The organism is Nocardioides sp. GCM10030259 (genome assembly GCF_042666375.1).
GTDB lineage: Bacteria > Actinomycetota > Actinomycetes > Propionibacteriales > Nocardioidaceae > Nocardioides.
In genome coordinates this window covers 63,872-86,114 of record NZ_JBHTDF010000023.1, presented here as the reverse complement: position 1 = coordinate 86,114, position 22,243 = coordinate 63,872, and the positions used below count along the sequence as shown (strand labels likewise).

25 protein-coding genes are annotated in these 22,243 nt (G+C 73.1%); 11 read left to right on the top strand and 14 right to left on the bottom strand.

The features are described from left to right. Positions 1 to 64: 64 nt before the first annotated feature. Positions 65 to 685 (bottom strand): hypothetical protein, encoded by a 621-nt coding sequence (locus ACFQQI_RS18730; RefSeq protein WP_378567009.1) that lies wholly within the window; start codon positions 683 to 685, stop codon positions 65 to 67. A gap of 175 nt (positions 686 to 860) precedes the next feature. On the opposite strand from ACFQQI_RS18730, the gene ACFQQI_RS18725 reads away from it, so the two are divergent. The 3 genes from ACFQQI_RS18725 (at position 861) to ACFQQI_RS18715 (ending at position 4,963) form a co-directional block, all read left to right on the top strand. Further along, entirely contained in the window at positions 861 to 2,927 is a 2,067-nt protein-coding gene (locus tag ACFQQI_RS18725; protein ID WP_378567006.1) for a sensor histidine kinase, read from the top strand. Then, positions 2,928 to 3,578: a response regulator gene (locus ACFQQI_RS18720; RefSeq protein WP_378567003.1), complete on the top strand. Its 651-nt coding sequence runs from the start codon at positions 2,928 to 2,930 to the stop codon at positions 3,576 to 3,578. It begins immediately after the preceding gene. A 68-nt stretch (positions 3,579 to 3,646) separates the two neighbouring features. Continuing rightward, positions 3,647 to 4,963 (top strand): PP2C family protein-serine/threonine phosphatase, encoded by a 1,317-nt coding sequence (locus tag ACFQQI_RS18715; RefSeq protein WP_378567000.1) that lies wholly within the window; start codon positions 3,647 to 3,649, stop codon positions 4,961 to 4,963. 9 nt (positions 4,964 to 4,972) lie between these two features. Here the strand turns inward: ACFQQI_RS18715 and ACFQQI_RS18710 are convergent, their stop codons facing one another. The 3 genes from ACFQQI_RS18710 to ACFQQI_RS18700 form a co-directional block, all read right to left on the bottom strand. Further along, on the bottom strand, positions 4,973 to 5,713 hold the full coding sequence (locus ACFQQI_RS18710) for a DNA-binding response regulator (RefSeq protein WP_378566997.1): 741 nt from the start codon (positions 5,711 to 5,713) through the stop codon (positions 4,973 to 4,975). A 98-nt stretch (positions 5,714 to 5,811) separates the two neighbouring features. Next, positions 5,812 to 6,360 carry a YdeI family protein gene (locus ACFQQI_RS18705; RefSeq protein WP_378566994.1) on the bottom strand — a complete coding sequence of 183 codons (549 nt, stop codon included), beginning with the start codon at positions 6,358 to 6,360 and terminating at the stop codon, positions 5,812 to 5,814. Between the two features lie 85 nt (positions 6,361 to 6,445). Then, entirely contained in the window at positions 6,446 to 7,132 is a 687-nt protein-coding gene (locus ACFQQI_RS18700) for a L,D-transpeptidase family protein (protein ID WP_378566991.1), read from the bottom strand. A gap of 33 nt (positions 7,133 to 7,165) precedes the next feature. Here ACFQQI_RS18700 and ACFQQI_RS18695 point away from each other — a divergent pair, with 33 nt between their 5' ends. From ACFQQI_RS18695 to ACFQQI_RS18685, 3 genes are read left to right on the top strand one after another with little or no spacing between them, the layout of a single operon-like run. Continuing rightward, on the top strand, positions 7,166 to 7,660 hold the full coding sequence (locus ACFQQI_RS18695; RefSeq protein ID WP_378566988.1) for a GNAT family N-acetyltransferase: 495 nt from the start codon (positions 7,166 to 7,168) through the stop codon (positions 7,658 to 7,660). Between the two features lie 60 nt (positions 7,661 to 7,720). Next, a complete protein-coding gene (locus ACFQQI_RS18690; protein WP_378566985.1) occupies positions 7,721 to 8,644 on the top strand; it encodes a carbohydrate kinase family protein in 924 nt (307 codons plus the stop codon). After that, a complete protein-coding gene (locus tag ACFQQI_RS18685) occupies positions 8,641 to 9,549 on the top strand; it encodes a 1-phosphofructokinase family hexose kinase (RefSeq protein ID WP_378566982.1) in 909 nt (302 codons plus the stop codon). The genes ACFQQI_RS18690 and ACFQQI_RS18685 overlap by 4 nt, the downstream gene beginning before the upstream one ends. On the opposite strand, the gene ACFQQI_RS18680 is transcribed toward ACFQQI_RS18685, so the two are convergent. From ACFQQI_RS18680 to ACFQQI_RS18665, 4 genes are read right to left on the bottom strand one after another with little or no spacing between them, the layout of a single operon-like run. Then, positions 9,530 to 10,366, bottom strand: a complete 837-nt coding sequence (locus tag ACFQQI_RS18680) for a carbohydrate ABC transporter permease (RefSeq protein ID WP_378566979.1) — start codon at positions 10,364 to 10,366, stop codon at positions 9,530 to 9,532. The genes ACFQQI_RS18685 and ACFQQI_RS18680 overlap by 20 nt on opposite strands. Continuing rightward, positions 10,366 to 11,328, bottom strand: coding sequence for a carbohydrate ABC transporter permease (locus ACFQQI_RS18675; protein WP_378566976.1), 963 nt, complete (start codon positions 11,326 to 11,328; stop codon positions 10,366 to 10,368). Before ACFQQI_RS18675 ends, ACFQQI_RS18680 begins: the two co-directional genes overlap by 1 nt. Next, positions 11,328 to 12,638 (bottom strand): ABC transporter substrate-binding protein, encoded by a 1,311-nt coding sequence (locus ACFQQI_RS18670; protein WP_378566972.1) that lies wholly within the window; start codon positions 12,636 to 12,638, stop codon positions 11,328 to 11,330. The genes ACFQQI_RS18675 and ACFQQI_RS18670 overlap by 1 nt, the downstream gene beginning before the upstream one ends. Continuing rightward, positions 12,635 to 13,522 (bottom strand): SIS domain-containing protein, encoded by an 888-nt coding sequence (locus ACFQQI_RS18665; RefSeq protein ID WP_378566969.1) that lies wholly within the window; start codon positions 13,520 to 13,522, stop codon positions 12,635 to 12,637. Before ACFQQI_RS18665 ends, ACFQQI_RS18670 begins: the two co-directional genes overlap by 4 nt. A 110-nt stretch (positions 13,523 to 13,632) precedes the next feature. Between ACFQQI_RS18665 and ACFQQI_RS18660 the strand changes: the two genes are divergently transcribed. After that, positions 13,633 to 14,664, top strand: coding sequence for an amidohydrolase family protein (locus tag ACFQQI_RS18660; protein WP_378566966.1), 1,032 nt, complete (start codon positions 13,633 to 13,635; stop codon positions 14,662 to 14,664). On the opposite strand, the gene ACFQQI_RS18655 is transcribed toward ACFQQI_RS18660, so the two are convergent. Then, on the bottom strand, positions 14,661 to 15,959 hold the full coding sequence (locus ACFQQI_RS18655; protein ID WP_378566963.1) for an alpha-glucosidase/alpha-galactosidase: 1,299 nt from the start codon (positions 15,957 to 15,959) through the stop codon (positions 14,661 to 14,663). The genes ACFQQI_RS18660 and ACFQQI_RS18655 overlap by 4 nt on opposite strands. Positions 15,960 to 16,082: 123 nt before the next feature. Here ACFQQI_RS18655 and ACFQQI_RS18650 point away from each other — a divergent pair, with 123 nt between their 5' ends. Further along, entirely contained in the window at positions 16,083 to 16,928 is an 846-nt protein-coding gene (locus tag ACFQQI_RS18650) for a DeoR/GlpR family DNA-binding transcription regulator (RefSeq protein ID WP_378566960.1), read from the top strand. Further along, a complete protein-coding gene (locus ACFQQI_RS18645; protein ID WP_378566958.1) occupies positions 16,925 to 17,848 on the top strand; it encodes a 2-deoxy-5-keto-D-gluconate 6-phosphate aldolase domain-containing protein in 924 nt (307 codons plus the stop codon). The genes ACFQQI_RS18650 and ACFQQI_RS18645 overlap by 4 nt, the downstream gene beginning before the upstream one ends. Positions 17,849 to 17,852: 4 nt before the next feature. Here ACFQQI_RS18645 and merB read toward each other — a convergent pair whose 3' ends face one another. Continuing rightward, complete coding sequence (gene merB / locus ACFQQI_RS18640; RefSeq protein WP_378566956.1) at positions 17,853 to 18,515, bottom strand: organomercurial lyase; 663 nt, start codon at positions 18,513 to 18,515, stop codon at positions 17,853 to 17,855. Between the two features lie 132 nt (positions 18,516 to 18,647). Here merB and ACFQQI_RS18635 point away from each other — a divergent pair, with 132 nt between their 5' ends. Then, the gene (locus tag ACFQQI_RS18635; RefSeq protein WP_378566954.1) at positions 18,648 to 19,496 is read left to right on the top strand and encodes a hypothetical protein; all 849 of its coding nucleotides are present in this window, start codon (positions 18,648 to 18,650) and stop codon (positions 19,494 to 19,496) included. Here the strand turns inward: ACFQQI_RS18635 and ACFQQI_RS18630 are convergent. The 4 genes from ACFQQI_RS18630 to ACFQQI_RS18615 are packed head-to-tail and all read right to left on the bottom strand — an operon-like array spanning position 19,493 to position 21,631. Beyond that, entirely contained in the window at positions 19,493 to 20,044 is a 552-nt protein-coding gene (locus tag ACFQQI_RS18630) for an adenylate kinase (protein WP_378566952.1), read from the bottom strand. The genes ACFQQI_RS18635 and ACFQQI_RS18630 overlap by 4 nt on opposite strands. A gap of 18 nt (positions 20,045 to 20,062) precedes the next feature. Next, positions 20,063 to 20,524, bottom strand: a complete 462-nt coding sequence (locus ACFQQI_RS18625; protein WP_378566949.1) for a VOC family protein — start codon at positions 20,522 to 20,524, stop codon at positions 20,063 to 20,065. Positions 20,525 to 20,534: 10 nt separating this feature from the next. Beyond that, positions 20,535 to 20,969 carry a helix-turn-helix domain-containing protein gene (locus tag ACFQQI_RS18620; RefSeq protein WP_378566946.1) on the bottom strand — a complete coding sequence of 145 codons (435 nt, stop codon included), beginning with the start codon at positions 20,967 to 20,969 and terminating at the stop codon, positions 20,535 to 20,537. Between the two features lie 59 nt (positions 20,970 to 21,028). After that, the gene (locus ACFQQI_RS18615) at positions 21,029 to 21,631 is read right to left on the bottom strand and encodes a YdeI family protein (RefSeq protein WP_378566943.1); all 603 of its coding nucleotides are present in this window, start codon (positions 21,629 to 21,631) and stop codon (positions 21,029 to 21,031) included. Positions 21,632 to 21,770: 139 nt separating this feature from the next. Between ACFQQI_RS18615 and ACFQQI_RS18610 the strand changes: the two genes are divergently transcribed. Continuing rightward, positions 21,771 to 22,232 (top strand): nuclear transport factor 2 family protein, encoded by a 462-nt coding sequence (locus tag ACFQQI_RS18610; RefSeq protein WP_378566940.1) that lies wholly within the window; start codon positions 21,771 to 21,773, stop codon positions 22,230 to 22,232. The last annotated feature ends 11 nt before the right edge of the window (positions 22,233 to 22,243 follow it).

Below are 22,243 nucleotides of genomic sequence, written 5' to 3'. Positions count from 1 at the left end.
GAGACACCCCAGATGGCCCCCGGGAGGTGCTCCCAGGGGCCATTGAGGGTGTCTCGACGGGGGATCAGGCCTCTTTGCGCGCCACGATCTGGCCGAGGACGGCGTACCCGATGCAGAGGTGGGCGGCGCCGATGTAGCCGGCGACGGTGCTGCCGAAGATGCCGTACGCCGGCACCGTCACGACCGCCCAGCTCTCCGCGACCAGCGGCCAGAAGCGGGACACGCCCGTCCAGCGTCCGGCGATCGCGATCCGGATGCCGATGAAGAACATGCCCATCATCGACAGCGGCCAGCACAGGTCGAGCAGCAGCCAGCCCGTCTGGTCCAGGTCCGAGACCCCGATGCCGTCGACGAAGGTCGAGCCGATCGCGAGCGTCAGCACGACGGCCTCGAGGCGGAGGAAGAACCTGGCCAGCCGGCCCTCGCCGAGGGCCTTGGTCTGCCAGAGCACGGTCAGCAGGGCCATCACGCCGAGCTGGAAGAGGCCCGAGACGGTGGAGTAGACCGCCTCCTCGGTGGCGCCGGACGGGTCGGAGCCGAGCACGACCATTCCGGCGGCCCAGGCGAGGGCACCGGCCGTGAGCAGCATGCCGCGCTTGTAGTAGGGACGGGTGGGCGTGGTGGCGCCGGCGGGAACGCGGCGTACGTCGGACCGGGCCGGGGCCGGGGTCTGCTCGATGGTCATCGGGTCTCCTGGTGAAGTGGGGGCGGCACCGCGCCGCCGATGACCGGAACACTCCCGGGGCGGGCGCCCCGGGCGGCAGGGAGCGGCGTCCCTCGCTCGGTCCCTCGCCGGTGTCCCGTGGGCGCGGGACCCTGATCCCGGGACGGCGGGACGGGAGACACCTGATACTGCTGACGTGAACCCCGTTGTCAGGGGGCGCGAGCGGGCTCCCGGACTCGTGCCCGTCGTCGTCATCGCGACCGTGACGCTGCTGATGGTCGTGGCCTGCGTCTGGCTCGACGTCGTCAACGACGCCGCGGACCGCGAGCGGGCGATGATGGGCTGGGGCACGCTCTCGGTGTCGATCGGCGCCATCGCGACGGCGACCCAGCTCCCGGTGCTGTGGAGGTATCCACGCCACCGGGTCGCGTGGGTGATCACCGCGACCGGGCTGCTCTGGTCGTTCGACGCCCTCTGCGAGTCGTGGGCGGCGTACGGCATGGCGCAGACGCCGTACCCGCCGCTCACCGGGTTCGCGGTGTGGGTGGTCGCGCAGCTGGGGGCGTTCCTGCTCGTCGGGCTGCCGCTGGTGCTGGTTCTCTACCCGACCGGCCGGCTGATGACCGGCCGGTGGCGGGTCGTCAGCATCGTGGTCGTCGTCATGGCCTGCACGATGCCGGTGCTACTGCTCTTCGCCCCCGTGTCGGCCCTGACGGCGGACGGCTTCGACATGCCGATGGACACCGGGATGCCGGAGGTCCCGCTGCCCGGCGACCTCTTCGTCGGCCTGTTGACCGTCAGCCGGCTGCTCACGCTGCTGTCGCTCCCGCTGGCCGTCGTGGTGGTCTTCGCCCGGCAGCGCCGCGCCAGCGGCCGCGAGCGGATGCAGCTGCGCTGGCTGGTCTGGGCGGCGGTGATGTGCGTGGTCATGAGCGGCATCGCGCTGTGGCTGCACAACGGCTGGATCCCGACGATCGCGCTGACCGTGGCGCTCGGCGTCACCGGCGCCTCGATCGCGATCGGCATCCTCGACCCCGAGGTCCGCGACGTCGACGCCCTCATGGGCGGGACGATCGTCTGGGCCACCGTCGCCGGCACCGTCATCGCGGTCGACCTGGTCCTGGTCGCGCTGCTCGACGGGCTGCTCGGCGACCGTCTCGACGAGCGCGACGTGACCCTCCTGCTGCTCCTGGTCGCCGTGACGATCTACGCGCCGGTGCGCAGCCGGATCACCGCGCTGGTACGGCGGGCGCTCGTCGGCCGCCGCGGCGACCGCTACTCCGTCGTCACCGAGCTCGCGGCCCGGCTGGAGCAGTCGGGCGACGTGCGCACCCAGCTGCCCGCGCTCGCGCAGGCGGTGGCGGCGGCGTTCAAGCTCGACTACGTGCGGGTCGAGGTCTTCGGCCACGGCGGCGGCACCATCACCGCGACGTACGGCGACCGCCCGCGCGACGTACGGGACGTGCCGATCCGGTACGGCGAGGAGGAGGTCGGCCGGCTCGAGCTGCCCGCCCGCGGGGTGCGGTCGATGCTGTCCGGCCGCGACCAGGCGCTGCTCTTCGACATCGTGCGGCAGGCGGCGATGGCGGTGCGCAGCGCCCGGCTGGCCGACGACCTCCAGCACTCCCGCGAGCAGCTGGTGCTGGCCCGCGAGGAGGACCGGCGCCGGATCCGCCGCGACCTGCACGACGGGCTCGGCCCGGTGCTCGGCGGGGTCGCGATGCGGCTCGACGCGGCCGGCAACGCGCTGGACCGCGACCCCGGGACCACTCGGCGGCTGGTCGCCCAGTCGCGGCAGGACATCACCGACGCGCTCGCCGACGTCCGCCGCCTCGTGCACGGGCTGCGGCCGCCCGCCCTCGACGACCTGGGGCTGCTCGCGGCCCTCGACCAGCAGGCCGAGCGGTTGAGCTCCTCGTCGCTCGCCGTCACCGTCGACGCCGAGGACGTGCCGGCGCTGTCGGCGGCGGTCGAGGTGGCGGCGTACCGGATCGCCTCGGAGGCGCTCACCAACACCGCCCGCCACGCCGGCGCCCGCCACGCCGCGATCCGCCTGGTGGGCGGCGGCCGCGCGCTGCTCGTCGAGGTCGCCGACGACGGGACGGGCATCGACCCCGACGTCGCGGCCGGCGTCGGGCTGCGGTCGATCCGTGAGCGCGCCGAGGAGCTCGGCGGACGCACGGAGATCACCTGCCCGACCGCCGGCGGCACGCTCGTCCGCGCCTGGCTGCCGACCACCCCCACCCGCGCCGAGGAGAACTAGATGTCCGAGACCGTCCGCGTGCTGATCGCCGACGACCACCCGGTCTTCCGCGACGGGCTGGCGTCGCTGCTCGGCACCCAGCCCGACGTCACGGTCGTCGCCACGGCAGGCGACGGCGCCGAGGCGGTCGCGCTCGCGGCCGAGCACCGGCCCGACGTCGTCGTGATGGACCTGCAGATGCCCGTGATGAACGGGATCGACGCGACCCGCCAGCTGACCGAGACGCAGCCGGAGGTACGCGTGCTGGTCTTCACGATGGGCGAGGAGGACGGCACGGTCCTGGCGGCGATGCGTGCCGGCGCCCGTGGCTACCTCGTCAAGGGCGCCAGCCAGGACGAGGTCGCCCGCGCGATCTCGACCGTGCAGGCCGGCGGACTCGTCTTCGGCGCCTCGCTGGCGCTGCGGATCGCCGACCTGCTGTCGGGTACGGCGGCGCCGGACCGGTCCGCGTTCCCGCAGCTCACCGAGCGCGAGGTCGAGATCCTCGACCTGATCGCGGCCGGCAGGAACAACGCGCAGATCGCGTCCGCCCTCTACCTGGCGCCGAAGACCGTCCGCAACAACGTCTCCAACATCCTCGCCAAGCTGCAGGCCACCGACCGGGCCGAGGCGATCATCCGCGCCCGCGACGCGGGCCTCGGCGGAGGCTGACTTTTCGAAATGCTCAAGTCTTGGTGATTTCGGTGTCGAGGAGCCCCACACCGTCGCCACAATGAAATGTGCCGTTCACCGAGGAGATCCGACTTCGGCTGGCCCACGAGGCCGCCGAGCTCGGCACGTGGCACTGGAACGCCGACGACGACTCGAACGTCTGGGACGAGCAGCTGCTGCGCATCTACGGCCTGACGGCGGAGGAGTTCGACGGCAGCTGGGACACCTGGGTCGGGAGCATCTACCCCGACGACCGGGAGCAGGCGCTGGCGATCGTCGCTGCCGCGATGGAGGACTGCTCGGCGTACGTGCTGCGCAATCGGATCGTGCGGCCCGACGGCACCGTGCGCTGGATCGAGGCGCACGGGCGGGTCCTGGCCCGTGATGACGGGACGCCCGCGGGCACCATCGGCTGCGTCCGCGACGTCACCGACCGGATCGAGCTCGAGCGCCGGCAGGAGGGCGCGGCGAGGCGGGCCCAGCTGCTCCAGGAGGTCACGGCGGACTTCGCCCAGGCGTCGTCGCCCGAGGAGGTGGCGGCGGTGCACGCCCGCAGCCTCGAGCGGGTCCGCGACCTGGTGGGTCCGCACGAGCCGTCGACCGAGGACGCCCAGCTGATCGACACGCTGACCTCGCAGCACTGGATCGCCGCGGAGCGCGCGGACCTCCTGCGGCGGTCGATGGAGATCTCGGACGAGCTGCAGTACAGCCTCGCGGCGAGCCCGCTGCCCGACCACGACCGCTTCGAGATCGCGGCGTACTACGCGCCCGGCGGCGACGACCTCGAGCACGTGGGCGGCGACTGGTACGACGCGATCGAGACGCCCGGCGGGGGACTGGTCCTGGTGGTCGGCGACGTCATGGGTCGAGGAGTCCGCGCCGCGGCCTCGATGATCCACCTCCGTGCGGGCATCCGGGGCCTGCTCACGGTGGAGTCGGCGCCGGCGGCCCTGCTGCACGCCGCCGACCAGATGGTGTCGCGCGCCGCGCCGGACGCGTTCGTGACCGCAGCCGTCGTGCGGCTGGACCCGCTCGCCGGCACGATCGAGGTGGGCAGCGCCGGACACCTGCCGACCGTGGTGGTGCACCCCGACGCGACGACGACGATGGTCGGTCAGGAGCCCGGCACGCCCCTCGGCGTACCGTCACCGGCCGAGCGTGCGACCGACCGCGTCGCGCTGGAAGCGGGCAGCATCGTCGTCCTGGTGACCGACGGCGTCGTCGAGTCGCGGGACCGCGACATCGACGTCGGGATGGAGCGGCTCCGCGAGTGCGCCGTGGAGCTGGCGCCTGGCCCGCTGGACGAGCTGGTGCGTGGCGTGGCCGCGCTGGCCGACGGCCGGCTCCGCGACGACGTGACGGTGGTGGCCGCCCGGATGCGGTGACCCGTGCCGTCAGCTGGCGACCGACAGCCAGTGCTCGGCGGGGGCGGACCAGCCGGCCTGGCGGGCCACCGCCACGGCGGCGAGCTGGCTGCGGACACCGAGCTTGGTGAGGACGGACTTGATCTGCGTGCGCACGGTCGCCTCCGACACGACGGCCCTCCGGGCGATCTCGGCGGTGCACAGACCGCCCATCAGGTGGGTCATGACCTCGCGCTCGCGGGGTGTCAGCGAGGCGAGGCGGGTCCGGGCGGACCAGTGGTCGGCGTCGTCGCGGCGCGCGGCCGCGAGCAGCCGGTCCGCCTGCGCCCGGTCGAGGTGCGACTCGCCGACGCAGGCACGGTCGAGCGCCTCGTGGAGCGTCGCGAGGCCGCAGCTCTGGGAGAGGACGCCGATCGCGCCCGCGCCGAGGCAGCGCCCCCACCGGACGGGATCAGCCTCGGCGCTGCTCGGGCAGAGCGCGACGACGGTGTGCCCCGTGCGGGCCAGGCCGTCGATGACCGCCTCGCCGCTGATGTACGGCCCGAGCCTGGTCGTCACCAGGGTGAGGTCCGGGTTCGTCGCGCGGGTCGCGGTGACGACGCCGGCAGCGGTCGCCGTGCTCGCGACGATGACCTTCCGCACCTTGAACCTCCCCCAGAGGCTGCCCTCGAGGGCGTCGGCGAAGGCGGTGTGCTGCTCGACGATCGTCAGCCGCGGCCGGCGGCTGGAGAGGGCGGTGACCGACCTGTGGTGGCTGCTGGCGACGTCCATGGGAAACCCGATTCCTCCCGTACCGGACCCGCGTCGAGCGGGATTACCGCAGAGGAGCGCCGACGCTCGGCGGAAGTACCTCGGGGGCCGAACGAGCCTCAGGAGCCGTTGCGCAGCTGCTCGACCTGACGGCGTACGGCGGCCTCCCGCTTCTCGGTCGTGGCGCGCAGCACCGGCAGCATCACGGCGTACCGGTCGGTGCGGCCGAGCGCCGCGAAGGCGGCCCCGGCGACCGGGTCGGCGTCGAGGGCCGCGGCCAGGTCCGCCGGCACGTCGGCGGTGGCCTGCCGCTCGTACGCCGCGTCCCACCGCCCGTCGGCCCGGGCCGCCTCGACCTGCGCGCGACCGGCAGGACGCATCCGGCCGGCGGCCTCGAGCGCGGCGACCTTCTCGACGTTCACCTGCGACCACGTGCTCCGGGCACGCCGCGGGCAGTAGCGCTGGAGGAACGACACGTCGTCGAGCGACCTCCGCTGCCCGTCGATCCAGCCGAAGCAGAGCGCGCCGTCGAGCGCGTCCGAGATCGAGATGGTCGCGAGACCCGAGCCCTTCCGGGCGATCCGCAGCCACGCCTCGGGCGTCGCGTCGTGATGCGCCTCCAGCCACGCCTCCCAGGCCGCGGCGTCGGGGAAGTCGAGCATGTCCATGGCCCCTCCTCGGAACCACCCAACCAGAGGACGGCGACGAGTCGGGAGTGGATTTCCGGGCGGCGCCGGATTCCCGGGGAGCCAGCTAGACGACGCGCACGCGGGTGTAGGTGCCGGCGGTCCAGTTCCACAGAGTGCGGGCCAGCCCCGCCGACAGCCGGACGCAGCCGTGGGAGACGTCGAGGTTGGTGCCGAGGTACCAGTCGGGGTGCATCTGCCGACCCGTCGACTGGTAGCGCGGGATCCGGTGGAAGCCGATGCCGCACGGCGCGAACCGCACGAAGTCGTCCATCCACACCGCACCGCTCTGGTTGAGCCGGACCCGCGCCGGGCGCCCGCAGTAGGAGCCGGTGCCCCACGAGCCCTTGCGCAGCACCGATGCGTTGTCGACCATGCCGCCCTGGGCGACGACCTTGCCGCGCCGGTCGACGAGCCAGACCCAGTTCTGCGCCTGGGACACGACGATCCGGCGACCCTGCCCGGTGCCCCGCGGCACCGGGCGGCGGTCGCAGCGCGGTGCGTCGTCGGCGCGCAGGCGCTTGCGGGTGCGCTCGTCGAGCTGCCCGGTCTGCCGGATGCCCACCCGGGACTGGAACCTGACGATCGCCGACCGCGTGTGCCGGTCGATGCGGCCGTCGGCGCGGCCGGCGTCGCAGTGCAGCTCGTTGAGGTGCTTCTCCGGCTTGAAGCGGGGCTTCGCGGCCGCGGCATGGGCCGGCGCGATGGCGATCGCGCAGGCGACGGCGGCCAGGACGGCGAGGAGGCGGGTCACGCGGTCCATGGTGCCCATGTGACAGGGTCGAGCATGCATCGCGCGCCGGAAGACCCCCTCGTCCCGATCCGCCGGGCCGGACCGGCGGACGCAGCAGCCATGGCCGACCTGGCGCAGCGGGCCTACGCGCCGTACCTCGACCGCATGGAGATGCGCCCCGGACCCATGGACGCGGACTACGTGCTCGCCGTGGAGCAGGACGAGTGCTGGGTCGTCGACGGTCCGGACGGTGCGATGATCGCGATGATCGTGCTGTGCCCGACGACGGACCACCTGCTCCTCGACAACGTGGCGGTCGATCCGGGCCACCAGGGCAGGGGGACCGGTCGGGCGCTGATGCTCGTGGCGGAGGAGCGGGCCCGCGCGCTCGGCCTCGACGAGGTGCGCCTCTACACGCACGTGACGATGGTCGAGAACCAGCGGATCTACGAGACCCACGGGTACGTCGAGACGCACCGCGACGCGGACGGTCGTGCCGCCCGCGTGTACTACGCCAAGCGGGTCGGCGGGCGCCCGCAGACCGGCTGACGACGCACCCGGTGCTGCGCGTTCGCCCTGCGCCGCGGGCCGAGACGCCAGAATGCCCACGTGAGTCACGACGTGGTCGTCCTCGGCGACGCCAACCCCGACCTGGTCCTCCGCGGCGACGTCGTCCCGCGCTTCGGGCAGGCCGAGCAGCTGCTCGACTCCGCCGACGTGACGCTCGGGGGCTCCGGGGCGATCATGGCCGCCGGCCTGGCACGCCTGGGCGTCGACGTCGCGCTGGTGGCGGCCATCGGCACGGACGCCTTCGGCGACCTCACGCTCGACCTCCTGGAGCAGCACGGCGTCGCGACCGAGCACGTCGTACGGCGTACCGCGGTCGGCACCGGCCTCAGCGTGGTGCTCGCCGCCGACTCCCGCGCGATCCTCACGCACCCGGGCGCGATCGACAGCCTCACTGCCGCCGATGTGCCCGCCGGCCTGCTGGAGGCCGCCCGGCACGTGCACGTCGCGTCGCCGTACCTCGTCACGGGGCTGCGTCCCGAGCTCCCACGGCTCCTGGCCGCGGCGGCGTCGAGCACGGTCGACACCAACGACGACCCCCGGCGTGCGTGGGAGGACCTGCCCGACCTACTGGACGCCGCGCGCACGGTGCTGCCCAACGACGGCGAGGTGCTGCACTGGGCCGCGGCGCTCGGCCACCCGGCCGACGACTGGCTCGAGGCCGCCAGGATCGTGGCCGCCCGCGGCGTGGACGTCGTCGTGAAGGCCGGGCCGCTGGGCGGCGTGGTCGTCGGTGCTGACGGCGAGCTGCGCCAGCAGGCGCTGGCGGTGACGCCCGTCGACACCACCGGAGCCGGCGACACCTTCGACGCCGGGTGGGTAGCCGCGCGGCTCGAAGGCCTGCCACCCGAGGTCGCGCTGCGCTGGGCGGTCGCGGCAGGCACTGCGTCGACCCAGGGCGTCGGCGGCACCGCCGCCCAGCCGACGCGGGAGGAGCTGCTGCGCGCGGTCGGGCGGCTCCCGTGAGCCCGATCCGCTGCGTCGCGCTCAGCCCGGCCGTCGACATCACCTACGAGGCGCTCGCCGACGGACCCCTCCGGCTCGGCGGGGTGAACCGGCCCACCACCGTGCACCGCCGGGCCGGCGGCAAGGCCGCCAACGTGGCGCGCGTCGTGACCGCGCTCGGCGGGCGGAGCGTGCTCGCCGCGGTCGTGGCCGGCCCGACCGGGCGGTGGTACGCCGAGGCCGCCAAGGCCGAGGGCCTCGACCTCGACCTGGTGGAGGCCGACCGGGGCGAGACCCGGCTCTGCGTCACTGTGCTCGGCGAACCTGCCCCGACCGAGCTCTACGAGCCTTCGGCGGCCCCCGGCCACGAAGCCTGGGCGGAGCTCGTCGGCCGGGAGGCGGCCGCCGAGGCAGCCTGGACCGTGGTCTCGGGCTCGGCGCCGCCCGGGATCGGCGCCGGCGACCTGGCGCTGCTCGTGGGCGCCGCAGCCCGGCACCGGCCGGTCGCGCTGGACGCCCACGGTTCAGTGGTGGCGGAGGCGCTCGCGCAAGCGTTGCCGCTGCGGGTGCTCAAGGTCAACCGCGACGAGGCGGCCGGCCTGCTCGGCCGCCCGCGGGACACCGACGCGGAGCGCCTCTGCGCCGGGCTGGCGTCGTACGCCGACTGCCCTGTCGTCGTGGTGACCTGCGGGGCGGACGGCGCCGTCGCCGTCGACGAGTCGCGGACGCCGGTGCGGGTCGAGGCCGGTCCGCTCGGCCCTCACCCGACCGGGAGCGGCGACGCGTTCCTGGCGGCGCTGGTCCTGGCGCTGTCGCAGGAGGAGCCGCTCGGCGTGGCCCTGGAGCGCGCCGGCGCGGCGGGCACGGCCAACGCGCACGCGCCGACGGCCGGCGACGTGTCGCGGATCAGCCCTTCAGGCCCGTGAAGCTCATCGTCGCGACGAAGTGCTTCTGGGCGAGGAGGAACCCGATCAGCAGCGGCAGCGTGGCGACGACGTTGCCCGCCATCAGCAGCTGCCACTCGGTGCGCCGCATGCCCTGGAAGGTCGCCAGCCCGAGCTGGAGCGTGAACGAGTCCTGGTTGCTGATCGCCACCAGCGGCCAGACCAGGTCGTTCCACGAGCCGAGCAGCGTGAAGATCGCCAGGGTGGCGAGCGCGGGCTTCGCCAGCGGCAGCACGACGCGCAGGAAGACCTGGAGCCGGCTGCAGCCGTCGAGCAGCGCCGCCTCCTCCAGCTCGACCGGCAGGCTGAGGAAGAACTGACGCATCAGGAAGATGCCGAAGGCACTCGCCAGCCACGGCACGATCGCGGCCCCGAGGCTGTTGATCAGGTTCAGCCGGCTGAACATCACGAACGTCGGGATCATCAGCAGCTGGATCGGGACCATGATCGTCGCGACCAGCACGAAGAAGGTGGTGCCGCGACCGGCGAACCTCAGCCGGGCGAACCCGTAGCCCGCCAGGCTGCAGAGGATCAGGTGCGAGACGACCGCGACGGACGCCACGATCACCGTGTTGAGCAGCCAGCGCAGGATGTCGGAGTGCTCGAAGAGCCCGCTGTAGCCGGCGAAGGAGATCCGGCTCGGCCAGAACCGCGGCGGGAAGCGGTCGATGTCCCCGGTCGGCATGAACGACGTGAGGACCATCCAGGCCAGCGGCAGCGCGAAGATCAGCGCGGTCGGCATCAGCAGCAGGTGCCAGCCCGAGAACGGCAGCACCCGTCGGCGGCGTACGACGGCCATCAGAACGCCTCCGTCCCGGTACGCCGCGCGTACCAGATGAGCAGACCGGTGCAGAGCATGGTCACCGCGAAGACGCAGTAGGCGAGCGCCGAGCCGTAGCCGGCCCGGAAGAGCTCGAACGCCTGGCGGTAGAGGTAGTAGACGATCGTGACCGTCGCATCGCCGGGTTGGCCCTTGGTGGTCGTGTAGACGATGTCGAAGAGCTGGAGCGCGATGATCGTCTGCCAGATCGCGACGAACACCGTGACGGGTGCCATCTCGGGGAGCGTGACGTAGCGGAACACCGATACCGGCCCGGCGCCGTCCACGATCGCGGCCTCCACGACGTCCTCCGGGATGTTCTGCAGCGCCGCCAGGTAGATGACGACGTTGAAGCCGGTCCCGCCCCAGAGCGCGATCAGGACCAGGACGGCGAGGGCCTGGTTCGGGTCCTCGAGGAACCCCTGTCTGGGCAGGCCGAGGACGCGCAGCAGGTTGTTGGCGAGCCCGAACGCGGGGTCGAAGACGAAGTTCGCCAGGATGCCGGTCGCCGCGGCCGAGGCCACGAACGGCACGAAGATGCAGGTCCGGTAGAACCACTGCAGGCGCAGCGGCCGGTTGAGCGCGATGGCCAGCAGCATCCCGAGCAGGATCGACGTCGGCACGAAGAGCGCCGCGAAGAGCAGCGTGTGCCGGGCGGCGGCCGCCGCGTTGGGGTCCTCGAGGATCAGGCGGTAGTTGTCCCAGCCCACCGGCTGGGGCGGGGAGATCAGGTCGGTCTTCTGCCGGCTGATCAGGAACGCCCAGCCCGCGGGGAACACCGACAGCCCGATCACGATGACCGACGCCGGCAGCACGAACCCCCACCCGGTGAGGTGCTCGCGCCACGTGAGGTGCGGACGCGGCGCGCGCGGGCCCGGCGTACGCCGGCCGACGCGGCGCGTCGGCACCTCGTCCGGGCTCCGGACCTGCGTGGCAGTCACTACTGCAGGTCGAGCGCCGCGGCCTCGGCGGCTTCCTCGAGCGCCTCCTGCGGATCGCCCTCGCCGCGGAGCACGTCGCTGATCGCGGTGCCGACCGCCCGGGACAGCGCGGCGTACCCGACCACCGTGGGGCGCGGCGTGGTGGCGTTCTGGAGGTTCTCGAAGAAGACGTCGGCGCCGGGGTAGTCCTCGACGTACTGCTCGAACTCGGGCGTCTCGGCGGCGCTGCTGCGCAGCGGCAGGTTGCCGTAGGCGAGGTTCCAGCGCACGTCCTGCTCGGGCTGGGTCAGCCAGTTGATGAAGTCGTACGACGCGGCCGCCCGCTGGGCGTCCCCGTGGTCGAACAGGGTCCAGAGGTCCGGGCCGGAGATCGTCTGGTGGCTGCCGTCGGTGGCGGGCAGCACGCTCACGCCGTACGGCGTCTCGTGCGCCTTGAGGTCGTAGAGCGTCCACGGGCCGCTGATCAGCATCCCGATGTGGCCGGCGTAGAAGTTCGGCTCGAACTTCTGGTCGGTCTGGTCGAGGTAGACGCTCTCGTCGTCGACCGCGAGCGTCCGCCAGTACTCCAGCGCCTCCACGCCGGCCTCCGAGTCGAAGGCGGGCTGGCCGTCCTCGTCGAGGACGTCGCCGCCGTTCTGCCACACGTGCGGCCAGAAGCGCCACACCGTGTCCTCGCCGCCGTCGGTGGGGTACGCCGTGCCGAACTGGTTGCGCGCGGGGTCGGTGAGCTCCGCCGCGGCGGTCCGGAAGTCGTCCCAGGTCCAGTCCTCGGTCGGGTAGTCGAGGCCGGCCTCGTCGAAGAGCTGCTTGTTGTAGATCAGCCCGAGGTTGTCGACGACGGCGGGGAAGCCGATGACCTCGTCCTCGACGGTCGCGGTCGCCCGGGCGGCCTCCGGGAACTCCTCCCAGCCGGAGTCGGCCGCCTCGACGTGCTCGGAGATGTCGAGCGTGCGGCCGGACGTGCCGAGCACGGAGGCCCAGCTGCCGTAGGTGTAGGAGATGTCGGGGTACTCGTCGGCGGCGAAGCCCGCCTGCAGCTTCTGGAGCAGGTCGTCGGTCGTGTCGGCGCCCGGCGAGATCTCGATGGTGACGTTCGGGTGCTCCGCGGTGTAGTCGTCGACGAGATCCTGCAGCAGCGCGTTGGCCTCGGAGTCCTGGCCGGTCCACCAGGTGATCGTGACGTCCTTGTCGGGGTCGAGCTCGTCCACCTTCGTCGAGCCGGCGGCGGGGTCGTCGGAGGAGCAGGAGGACAGCGTGGCGAGGACGGTCAGGGCCGCCGCGGCGGCCGTCAGTCGGTGCAGGCGTCTCATCGGGGTCCCTCCAGGGGCGACAGGATGACGGAGCGGGTGAGGTTGCGGGGGTGGTCCACGTCGAGGCCGCGGCGCTCCGCGGCGGCCACCGCGAGGCGCTGGCAGGTGACCAGGCGGGCGAGCGGGTCACGGGGCTCGTCGAGCACGGTCGCCCCGGTGGCGCGGACGTCGTCGAGCACGTCCTCCTCGACGCCGCCGAGCGAGACCACGAGCGTCCGCGCGTCCGCGACGGCGATCGGCCCGTGCCGGTAGTCGAGGGCCGGGTAGCTCTCCGACCACGCCTGGGCGCACTCGCGCATCTTCAGGGCCGCCTCGTGCGCCAGTCCGACGGTCCAGCCGCGGCCGAGGAACACGAAGTGGTCGAACCCGCCGACGTCGACCGGCAGCGGCGCGGCCACCGCCTCGCGGCAGTCCTCGACGACCGCGGAGAGGTCCTCGCCGAGCGCGGCCCGCCAGTGCACGAGCGCGGTGGTCGGGAAGCGGGTCTGCACGATCGACGTCTCGTCGGCGTACGAGAGGTCGACGACGACGTCGCACGCGTCGGGCACCGGCGTCCCCGGGACCGCGGTCACGCAGGTGGTGCGCGTGCCGGCGCCGGTCGCCAACGCCTGCAGGATCTCGGTCGTCGTGCCCGAGCGGGTGATGGCGACCAGGTGGTCGTAGCGCCGGCCCACGGGCATCTCCGACGCGTAGGCCCAGTCCGTCGCGCCGAGCCCGCGCTCCTCGCGGAGCCGGGCCATCGCGTGGGCGACGAACGCGGACGTGCCGCAGCCGATCACGAGGACCGACGACCCTGCCGGCGGCACGGTCGCGCCGGCTCCGTCGCGGGCGGCCTGGGTCCAGGCGGCGGGCTGTCCCGAGATCTCCGTGCTGGTCTGGCTCACGCGCTCAGTAACGCGCTCGGCCTCGCGGGCTGTCGAGGATTGCGCGCAAACGCGCAGGATGACGCGCGCGCATCGGCCGCAAGCTGCGCGCGGCGTCCAGAATCGGAGTCGTGACCGATCTGCCGCTCTCGCGCTGGCGGCCGCGTCCGCGGGTGGTGCTGCCCGCCCACGAGGTACCGCGCCCGCTCGTGCCCGCCGTCGACGCGCACAACCACGTCGGCCGGTGGCTCGCCGCGGACGGCGGCTGGCTGGCGTCGCTCGCCGACGTGCTCGAGGTGATGGACGCCGCGGGCGTGGAGACGCTGGTCAACCTGGACGGCCGGTGGGGGAGCGAGCTGGCCGAGAACCTCGCCCGGTACGACGCCGCGCACCCCGGCCGCTTCGTCACCTTCTGCCACGTGGACTGGACCCTGCTCGACTCCGGCGACGCGCTGATCACGCAGCTCGGGGAGTCGGCCGCGGCGGGCGCTCGCGGGCTGAAGGTCTGGAAGGACCTGGGGCTCCGGGTGCGCGACGGGTCCGGCCGGCTGGTCGCGCCCGACGACCCCCGCGTGGTGGCGGTGTGCCGGGCAGCCGGCGAGCTGGGACTGCCGGTGCTCATCCACACGGCCGACCCGGTGGCGTTCTTCGACCCGCTGGACGAGCGCAACGAGCGCATCGAGGAGCTCGGCGTGCACCCCGACTGGTGGTTCGGGGGTCCCGAGCACCCGTCGTTCCACGAGCTGATGGCCGCGCTCCACCGGCTGGTGGGGGCGTGCCCGGGGACGACGTTCGTCGGGGCACACGTGGGCTGCCACGCCGAGGACCTCACCGCCGTCGGCGAGGCGCTGCGCCGGCTGCCGAACTGGCACGTCGACACCGGCGGCCGGCTCGCCGAGGTCGGCCGGCAACCGCGGGCCTTCCGCCGGTTGGTCGAGGCGTTCCCCGAGCGGGTCCTCTTCGGGAGCGACTGCTTCCCGCCGGAGCTCGGGGAGTACCGCCGCTGGTGGCGCTTCCTCGAGACCGACGACGAGCACTTCTCGTACGTCGACGAGGACGCGCTCCCGCCGCAGGGCAGGTGGCGGGTCAGCGGCTGCGCCCTGCCCGAGACCCTGCTCCGCGCTGTCTACCGCGACAACGCCCAGCGGGTGCTTGGTCTCTAGAGCTCCAGAGGCACGCGCAACGGCTCCGGCAGCCGGTCGCCGTGAGCGGCCACCATCGCGTCGACCAGCGACCAGATCTCGTCCACGGTCAGCGACGCGGCCGCATTGGGGTCGACCATGGCGGCCTGGCGGAGCACCCTCGGGTCGCCGGTGACCGCGGCCTCGGCGACCAGGTCGACCACGTTGAGGAAGCTGCGGTTGAGCGCCGCGCAGACCGGAGGCAGGGCGCCGACGCGCGCCGGCGCGGGACCGGCCGCGTCGAGGGCGACCGGCACCTCGACGCCGAGGCCGGCGGGCAGGCCGTCGATGAGCCCGTCGTTCGCGACCGTGGCGTGGATGACCCGCGGCGTGCCGGTGACCAGCGAGTGGATCACCTGCGGGGCGTACTCCGTCGCGTCGGCGGTCTCCAGCGGCTCGTCGGTCTCCAGCAGCGCCCGCGTCGCGTCGTGCTCCGCGAGGTTGCCGGCGCTGATCCCGAGGTAGTCCCCGACCGGGATCCGCAGCCGCTCGACCTCGCGCTCGTCGCGCAGGTACCACGGCACGTACTCGCTGGAGTGCTCGCTGGTCTCGGTCGGGTAGCGGCCCAGCCGGCGGTACATGTCGACGCGCACGCGCCGCCGCAGCTGGGGATCCTCGGCGATCCGGGCGTCGAGCAGCGGGTAGAGGTCACGCCCCTCGTGCTCCCAGTGCAGCAGCCACGCCTGGTGGTTGACGCCGGCCGCGCGGTACGACGTGCCTTCGAGCGGCACGCCCAGCAGCTCGCACAGGTCGTGCACGGTCCAGTAGACCGAGTGGCACAGGCCGAGCACCTTGAGCCGCGGATGACGGCGCGCGAGGTAGGTGACGTTCATCGACATCGGGTTGGTGTAGTTGAGCAGCCACGCGTCCGGGCACCCCTCGAGCATCGCCGCGGCGATCCGGTCGAGCACCGGGTACGTGCGGAGGGCGCGGAAGATGCCGCCGACGCCGAGCGTGTCGCCGATCGTCTGGCGCAGGCCGTACGCCGCGGGCACCTCGAAGTCCGTCACGGTCGCGGGATGCCCGCCGACGTTGACGGCGTTGATGCAGAAGTCCGCCCCGGCCACGGCCTCGTCCAGCGACAGGTGGGTGGAGACGGTCGGCTTCGCGCCGACCTGGGCCGCCATCCGGTGCGCGATCGCCTCCGCCGTCACCAGCCGCTGGGCGTCGATGTCGTGCAGCCGGATGGTGCTGCCGGCCAGCTCGGGCATCGACAGGAGGTCGTGCAGCAGGTCCTTGGTGAAGACCACGCTGCCGGCGCCGATGAAGGTGATCACGGGTGGCCCGCCTGGAGTCATGGCGTCAGTGAACACCGAGGCGTCCCGGTCGCCGTACGAACAAGCAACGCACCCTGCGCGTTTGTGTGCGCTCAGGTGATCGCGTCGCTCATAGTGGACGCCATGCCGAGCCCGTCGAGTCCGCGGTCCTGGCGGCGCGCCGACCGCGTGTCGGCGATCCTCGACCACCTCGATGCCGCCGGGTCTATCAGCGTGCCCGAGCTGGCCGCGATGTTCGGTGTCTCGCTCGCGACCGTACGACGGGACCTGCAGCTGCTCGAGGAGCAGAAGCTGCTCGAGCGCACCCACGGCGGAGCGGTCGCCGTCGAGGCCGCCCACGAGCTGCCGCTGCGCTACCGCGCCGCCCAGACCGCGCAGAAGCGCGACATCGCCCGCGTCGCGGTCAGCCGGGTCCCGATGGGCGCGGTCGTCGGCCTCACCGGTGGCAGCACGACGACCGAGGTCGCCCGCCAGCTCGCCGTCCGCGAGTCGCTGTCGGTGGTGACCAACGCGCTGAACATCGCCGCCGAGCTCGCGCTCCGGCCCAAGGTCAAGGTGGTCGTGCCAGGCGGCGTCGCTCGGCCGCAGTCCTACGAGCTGGTCGGTCTCTGGAGCGAGCAGGCGCTGCGCGTGCTCAACGTCGGGGTCGCCATCGTCGGTGTCGACGGGGTCGACCCCGACGGCGGGCTGACGACCCACGACGAGGTCGAGGCGCAGACCAACGCCGCCCTGCTCTCCCGGGCGCGCCGGGTGATCGTGGTCGCCGACGGCAGCAAGCTGGGCCGCGTGCACCTCGCCCGGATCGCCGGCATCGACGACGTCGACGAGATCATCACCGACGCCCAGGCCGACCCCGCCGAGGTCCAGCGGCTCCGGTCGGCCGGTGCCACCGTGACCCTGGCGCCGCCCTCCGCGGCGCGACGGCTCGCCGCCGTACCCGAGCCCGACGACATCGAGGAGCCCACATGAGCACGGTCCCCGGCTGGACCGACCCGCTGCTGATCTTCGCGATGGACCACCGCGACTCCTACCGCACCCTCCTCGGGCTCGACGGCTCCGACCCCGCCGCGGAGACCGCCCGTGCGCGGGCGGTCAAGCGGGTGGTCCTCGACGGCTTCCTCGACGCCCTGGGCGAGCTCGACGATCCGCGCGGTGCCACGGTGCTGCTCGACGAGGAGTACGGCGGCCCGCTGGTCGCCGACGCCCGCGCCGCCGGCGCGCTGGTCTGCCTCCCGCTCGAGCGCAGCGGCCAGGGCGAGCTCCAGTGGGAGTACGGCGAGACGCTCGACGCCACCGCCGCCGTGGTGGACCGGCTCGCGCCCGACCTGGTGAAGGTGCTGCTCCGCTACAACCCCGAGGGCGACGCCGACCTGAACGCCCGCCAGGCCGACCGCCTGGGGGAGATGTCGGACTGGTGCCTCGACCGTGGGCTCCCGCTCATCGTCGAGGTGCTGATGCCGCCGACCCCGGCCCAGCGCGCCGCCTCCGGGCCGGACCTGCAGCGCTGGGACGCCGAGATGCGACCCGGGCTCATGGTCGACGCCGTCCACCGGCTCCGCGCCGCCGGCGCCGACCCGGCGGTCTGGAAGATCGAGGGCCTCGACTCGACCGCCGACGCCGCGGCCGTGGTCGCCGCCGCCCGTGCCGACGGCCGGCCCGACGTCTCCTGCATCGTGCTCGGCCGCGGCGCCGACCTGGACCGGGTCGAGCAGTGGCTCGCCGTCGGTGCGGCCACCCCCGGCTACGTCGGCTTCGCCGTCGGCCGCTCGCTCTGGAACGCGCCCGCCCTCGCCCACGCCCGCGGCGAGCTGGACGAGCACGGCGTACGCGCCGCCGTCGCCGAGAACTATCTCCGCCTCTGCCGAGCCTGGCGGGCCGGGAGCGCCTGACGCGTCAGTCCGGGAGTCCCCAGAACGCGCCGCTGAGTCCGACGCTGCGCAGGTAGTCGGCGGCTGCGCCCGGTTCACGGCGGACGTAGCCGCGGTCGAGCCGGCCGGCGTACCACTCCGACGCGAGTCGCCAGAGTGTCGGCAGGTCCATCACGTAGCCGCGCGCGAGCCCGGTCCTGTCCAGCCACGCGTCGACGCAGTGCTCGGAGCAGAAGATCCGCTGGTTGCCGCAGGTGTGGACCACGTCGTCCCACATGTGGCTGGCCGGCACCAGGAAGTGCGCGACCTGATCGCCCTGCGGGGGCTGCTCGTTGTCGACCTGCCAGGCATGGGGCCTGTCGCAGGCGGGGCAGGCCGTGGCCACCAGCGCCGGGCTCTGGTCGGGCAGCAGGTGAGGGATCGCGAACGAGTCCCACGCGCAGCCGCCCCACCACAACCTGTCCCGGCCCATCACCGAGAATCCCAGCGGGACTGCCGTGAAGGGGTGCGCCATCGTGATCTCGCCGTCCGCCCCGAGTGCGAGGTGCCGCTGGCCGGCAAGGGTCGTCAGCTCGGCTCTGACCTCGTCGGTCGTGACCGACAGGTCCGTGGCGAGCGATGACACCGAGGGGATCTGGCCGCGCCGGAACTGGTCGTAGATCGCGATGCGTACGTCCTCGGTGTCCACGCACCGAGGGTAGGCACGCACCGCGGGGTCTGCCGTAACACATCGCCGGGCACCGTCGTTACCCATGCAGGCTGTGCGGGTGCCGCAGCCTGAGGGATCGGCGGAGGGGAGCTCGCCATGGTTCGAGCATCGATGGGAGTCAGGATCCTGGCCGTAAGCGGCGTGATCCTGCTGTCCTGGGTGGCAGCGGGGCCGGCGCTGGCGGACGGAGTCGTCGGCGACGTCGGCGACGTGGTGGGCGACGTGGCCGGCGACGTGGCCGGCGACGTGGCCGGCGAGCCCACCGGTGACGTCGTGGGCGGCGTGGTGGGCGGCGCGGGCGGCGTTGTCGACGGCGCCGCCGGAGACGTGGTGGAGGGCGCCGTGGACGGGCCCGCCGTCGACGCTGTGGGTGACGCGGTCGAACAAGTCACCGACACTCCCCAGGCCCCCGCCGACATCGTGCGGAAGGCGCCCGAGCCGGTCGGGAACAAGCCGGTCGCGCCCAAGCCGGTCGACCACGCGCCGGTCGAGCACACGCCGGTCGTGCAGGAGCCGAGGGAGGCAGTGGCGGCCCCCGAGACCGGGACATCGGCTCCGCCACCGATCGAGGCCGCGCCGCAGACGGCGGCCTCCTCGACCGCGTCGTCGCCACGGGACCACGTCCGGGCCGGCCGCCCGGTCCCGAAGCAGGCCCCGGCTGCTCACCCGCCGGCGCGCAGCGCCGCCGCGCGAGCCTGGGCGGTCCGACGCCAGGTCCAACCGGTCGCCCTCGTCTCGGACCCGGTGGGCGGTGACCCGTGCGCGTCGCCGAGCCTCGCGCCTCGAGACCTGAGTCGCTGCGGGATCGCCGGCTCGCCCCTCCCGCAGCTGGGTGGACCCCCGATGACCCTGCTTCCGGCCGGGCTCGCACTGATCGGCATCGGAGCCGTGCTGCTGACCTACGGCCGACGTCGAGCCGGCACCGAGCTGGGAGACGCCACGAAGGTGCGGTCGGCCTAGCGCCGGGCGTGTTCGGCCGCCAAAAAGGAACGTGCGTCGGCCGGTCGTGACAGCCGGATCACGCAGGGTCCGTCGGCGGCTGCGGCCCACGCCCGCATCTCCCTGCGCTTGTTGCGGAAGGATGTGAAGTGCCAGACGACGAGCGAGTCGCGGGCGAACACCGTGCGCCATGACTCGTGGTTTCCGTTGCAGATCTCCTGCCGGTCGCGGATCCGGGACGCGGTGCGTCGGAGGAGACGGGTGAGGCTGGTCAGCCGGGAGTAGTCCAGCGCGACCACCAGGTCCGCTCGGTCGTGGACGAGGTGGCGCCACCCGCCGTACGCCGAGTCCAGGATCCAGGACGGTCTCCTGGTGAGCGCGTCGAAGTGGGCGACCTGCTCGTCCTGGGGCATCTGGACCCATCCCGGACCCCAGCAGATGTCGTCGACACTCGTCCACGAGATCGCGGTCAGCTCCGACAACCGGGACGCCATGATCGACTTGCCGGAGCCGGTGGCGCCGTACACGAGGATCCGCTGAGCGCTCCCAACGCGGTCGGTCTCGGGCACCCGCTGATGGTAGGGCGGTCACGCCTTCGCGGCGTCGTACGCCTCCTGGATCTCCTCGTTGGACGCGGCGGAGCGCTGGGCGACCCGAACCGAGTTGCCGAACGGGTCGCGCGCACCGAAGTCGGTGCCGTAGGGCTGCTCGACGACCTCCTGGGTGATCTCGGCACCGGCGGCGACCACCGCGTCGTACGTCGCACGCACGTCGTCGCTGGTCAGGAAGATGCCGCCGAGCGCGCCCTTGGTGAGCAGGTCGCGCACCTGCGCGGCGGTCGCCTCGTCGTGCACGGGCGCGCCCGGGACGGTCAGCAGCACGTGGTGCTCCGGGTCGGAGGGCAGCGCGATCGTGAGCCAGCGCATGAATCCCATGTCGACGTCGTTGCTCACCTCGAACCCGAGCACTCCGCAGTAGAACGCCACCGCCTCTTCCTGGTCGAGCACGTGCAGGGTCGTGATCTGAAGTGTCTGGATGTGGTTGGTCATGGCGGGAACGCTACGGCCCGCCGGGCAGGGTGCGCTTCTCCGAAACGACTGTCCCCTCCCGGGGCCTGGTCCAGGAGGCGATGAAGCACGACGGGACGTCCACCGGCTCATGCAGGACGCGGAATTCGCTGGGCGTGCAACCAACGATCGAGCTGAAGGTCCGGCTGAAGGTCCCCAGGCTCGCGAACCCGACGTCCCAAGCCACCTGGGTCACCGGCCGGTCGGTCTGACGCAGCAACGTCATCGCCCGCTCGACCCGGCGCCGCTGCAGGTAACGGTGCGGAGTCTCACCGAAGGTGTCCTTGAACACCCGCGAGAACCGCGAGGCCGACAGGTGGGCGATGGCCGCGAGTGCCGGCACGTCGAGCGACTCGGCGTAGCGGCGATCCATCGCGTCCCTGGCACGCAGCATCCTCCGGTTGGTGTCCTCCGACGGGCTCGGCACGCGCTCGACGCTAGCGCGGCGCCCCGGGAGGTGCCGCCCACACGGGTCCGACTCGATCCCTAGCCCGGATCCGAGCGCTTGCGCTGCGGGTAGAACGTCTCGCCACGAGCCAGCATGTCGACGTACTGCTCGATCCGCCGGACTCGCGTCTCCTGCCGCTTGGCGGCACCGAGACGGTGCAGTACGGCGAAGCGGTTCTGGCTGGTGAGACTCTCGAACATCGCCTGCGCCTCCGGGCGCGCGGCCAGCGCCTCCGTCAGGTCCGCGGGGATCTCTGCGGTGGCCGGCCCGGCGTACGCCGCCTCCCAGCGCCCGTCGGCCTTCGCCCGCGCCACCTCGGACAGACCCTGGGGATGCATGCGGCCCTCAGCCGTGAGCCGCTCGACGATGCCGACGTTGCGTTGCGACCACATGCTCCGACGTCGACGCGGCGTGAACCGCTGCACGTACGTGTCCTCATCTCGGCGACGGGCCTGACCGTCGATCCAGCCGTGACACAGCGCCTCCTCGAGTGCGGCGGCATACCTCAGGCTCGTCGGATCCGTCGTCCCCTTCCTGGCCAGGACCAGCCACACGCCGGCCTGCTCGTCCACGTTCTCGGCAAGCCAGGTCCGCCACGCCGCAGCGTCGCGCACGATGAGCTGGGGAGGATCGGTCGCCATGTGCCGATCCTTCCCGCAACCACCGACAAGGGGCGACGGTACGGCGCCGCGGACCAGATGCCCGGGTCAGCGGGTTGGCGCCGGGAGGAGACTGATCGTGATCCGCAGCCGTTCCTGACGACGGACCCGAGGAGTCGTGATGTCAGAAGCTCGCCCGCCGTTCCCTCCGTTCACCGCGGAGACCGCGGCGCAGAAGGTCCAGGCAGCCGAGGACGCGTGGAACACGCGAGAGCCGGAGCGGGTGGCCCTGGCGTACGCACCGGACTCGGTCTGGCGGAACAGGGACGCCTTCATCCGGGGCCGCACGCAGATCGTCGAGTTCCTGACGGCGAAGTGGGAGCGCGAGCTGGACTACGCGCTGCGCAAGAACCTCTGGGCGTTCGAGGGCAACCGGATCGCCGTGCGCTTCCAGTACGAGTGCCACGACCGCGCCGGCCAGTGGTGGCGCAGCTACGGCAACGAGCTGTGGGAGTTCGACGAGCACGGGCTGATGCTGCGCCGGGAGGCGAGCATCAACGACGTGCCGATCACCGAGTCCGAGCGCCGGATCATCGGTGCCCGTCCCGCCTCCGAGCACGGCGTCGAGATGCCCCTCGAGTAGGGGAGCCGTCA

Coding starts and splice junctions, on each gene's coding strand:
- ACFQQI_RS18705 (WP_378566994.1), bottom strand. CDS start 6,360: ATGGACATGCTCGACTTCCCCGACGCCGCGGCCTGGGAGGCGTGGCTG.
- ACFQQI_RS18625 (WP_378566949.1), bottom strand. CDS start 20,524: ATGACCAACCACATCCAGACACTTCAGATCACGACCCTGCACGTGCTC.
- ACFQQI_RS18720 (WP_378567003.1), top strand. CDS start 2,928: ATGTCCGAGACCGTCCGCGTGCTGATCGCCGACGACCACCCGGTCTTC.
- ACFQQI_RS18615 (WP_378566943.1), bottom strand. CDS start 21,631: ATGGCGACCGATCCTCCCCAGCTCATCGTGCGCGACGCTGCGGCGTGG.
- ACFQQI_RS18695 (WP_378566988.1), top strand. CDS start 7,166: ATGCATCGCGCGCCGGAAGACCCCCTCGTCCCGATCCGCCGGGCCGGA.
- ACFQQI_RS18635 (WP_378566954.1), top strand. CDS start 18,648: ATGGGAGTCAGGATCCTGGCCGTAAGCGGCGTGATCCTGCTGTCCTGG.
- ACFQQI_RS18610 (WP_378566940.1), top strand. CDS start 21,771: ATGTCAGAAGCTCGCCCGCCGTTCCCTCCGTTCACCGCGGAGACCGCG.
- ACFQQI_RS18710 (WP_378566997.1), bottom strand. CDS start 5,713: ATGGACGTCGCCAGCAGCCACCACAGGTCGGTCACCGCCCTCTCCAGC.
- ACFQQI_RS18650 (WP_378566960.1), top strand. CDS start 16,083: ATGCCGAGCCCGTCGAGTCCGCGGTCCTGGCGGCGCGCCGACCGCGTG.
- ACFQQI_RS18680 (WP_378566979.1), bottom strand. CDS start 10,366: ATGGCCGTCGTACGCCGCCGACGGGTGCTGCCGTTCTCGGGCTGGCAC.
- ACFQQI_RS18670 (WP_378566972.1), bottom strand. CDS start 12,638: ATGAGACGCCTGCACCGACTGACGGCCGCCGCGGCGGCCCTGACCGTC.
- ACFQQI_RS18645 (WP_378566958.1), top strand. CDS start 16,925: ATGAGCACGGTCCCCGGCTGGACCGACCCGCTGCTGATCTTCGCGATG.
- ACFQQI_RS18730 (WP_378567009.1), bottom strand. CDS start 685: ATGACCATCGAGCAGACCCCGGCCCCGGCCCGGTCCGACGTACGCCGC.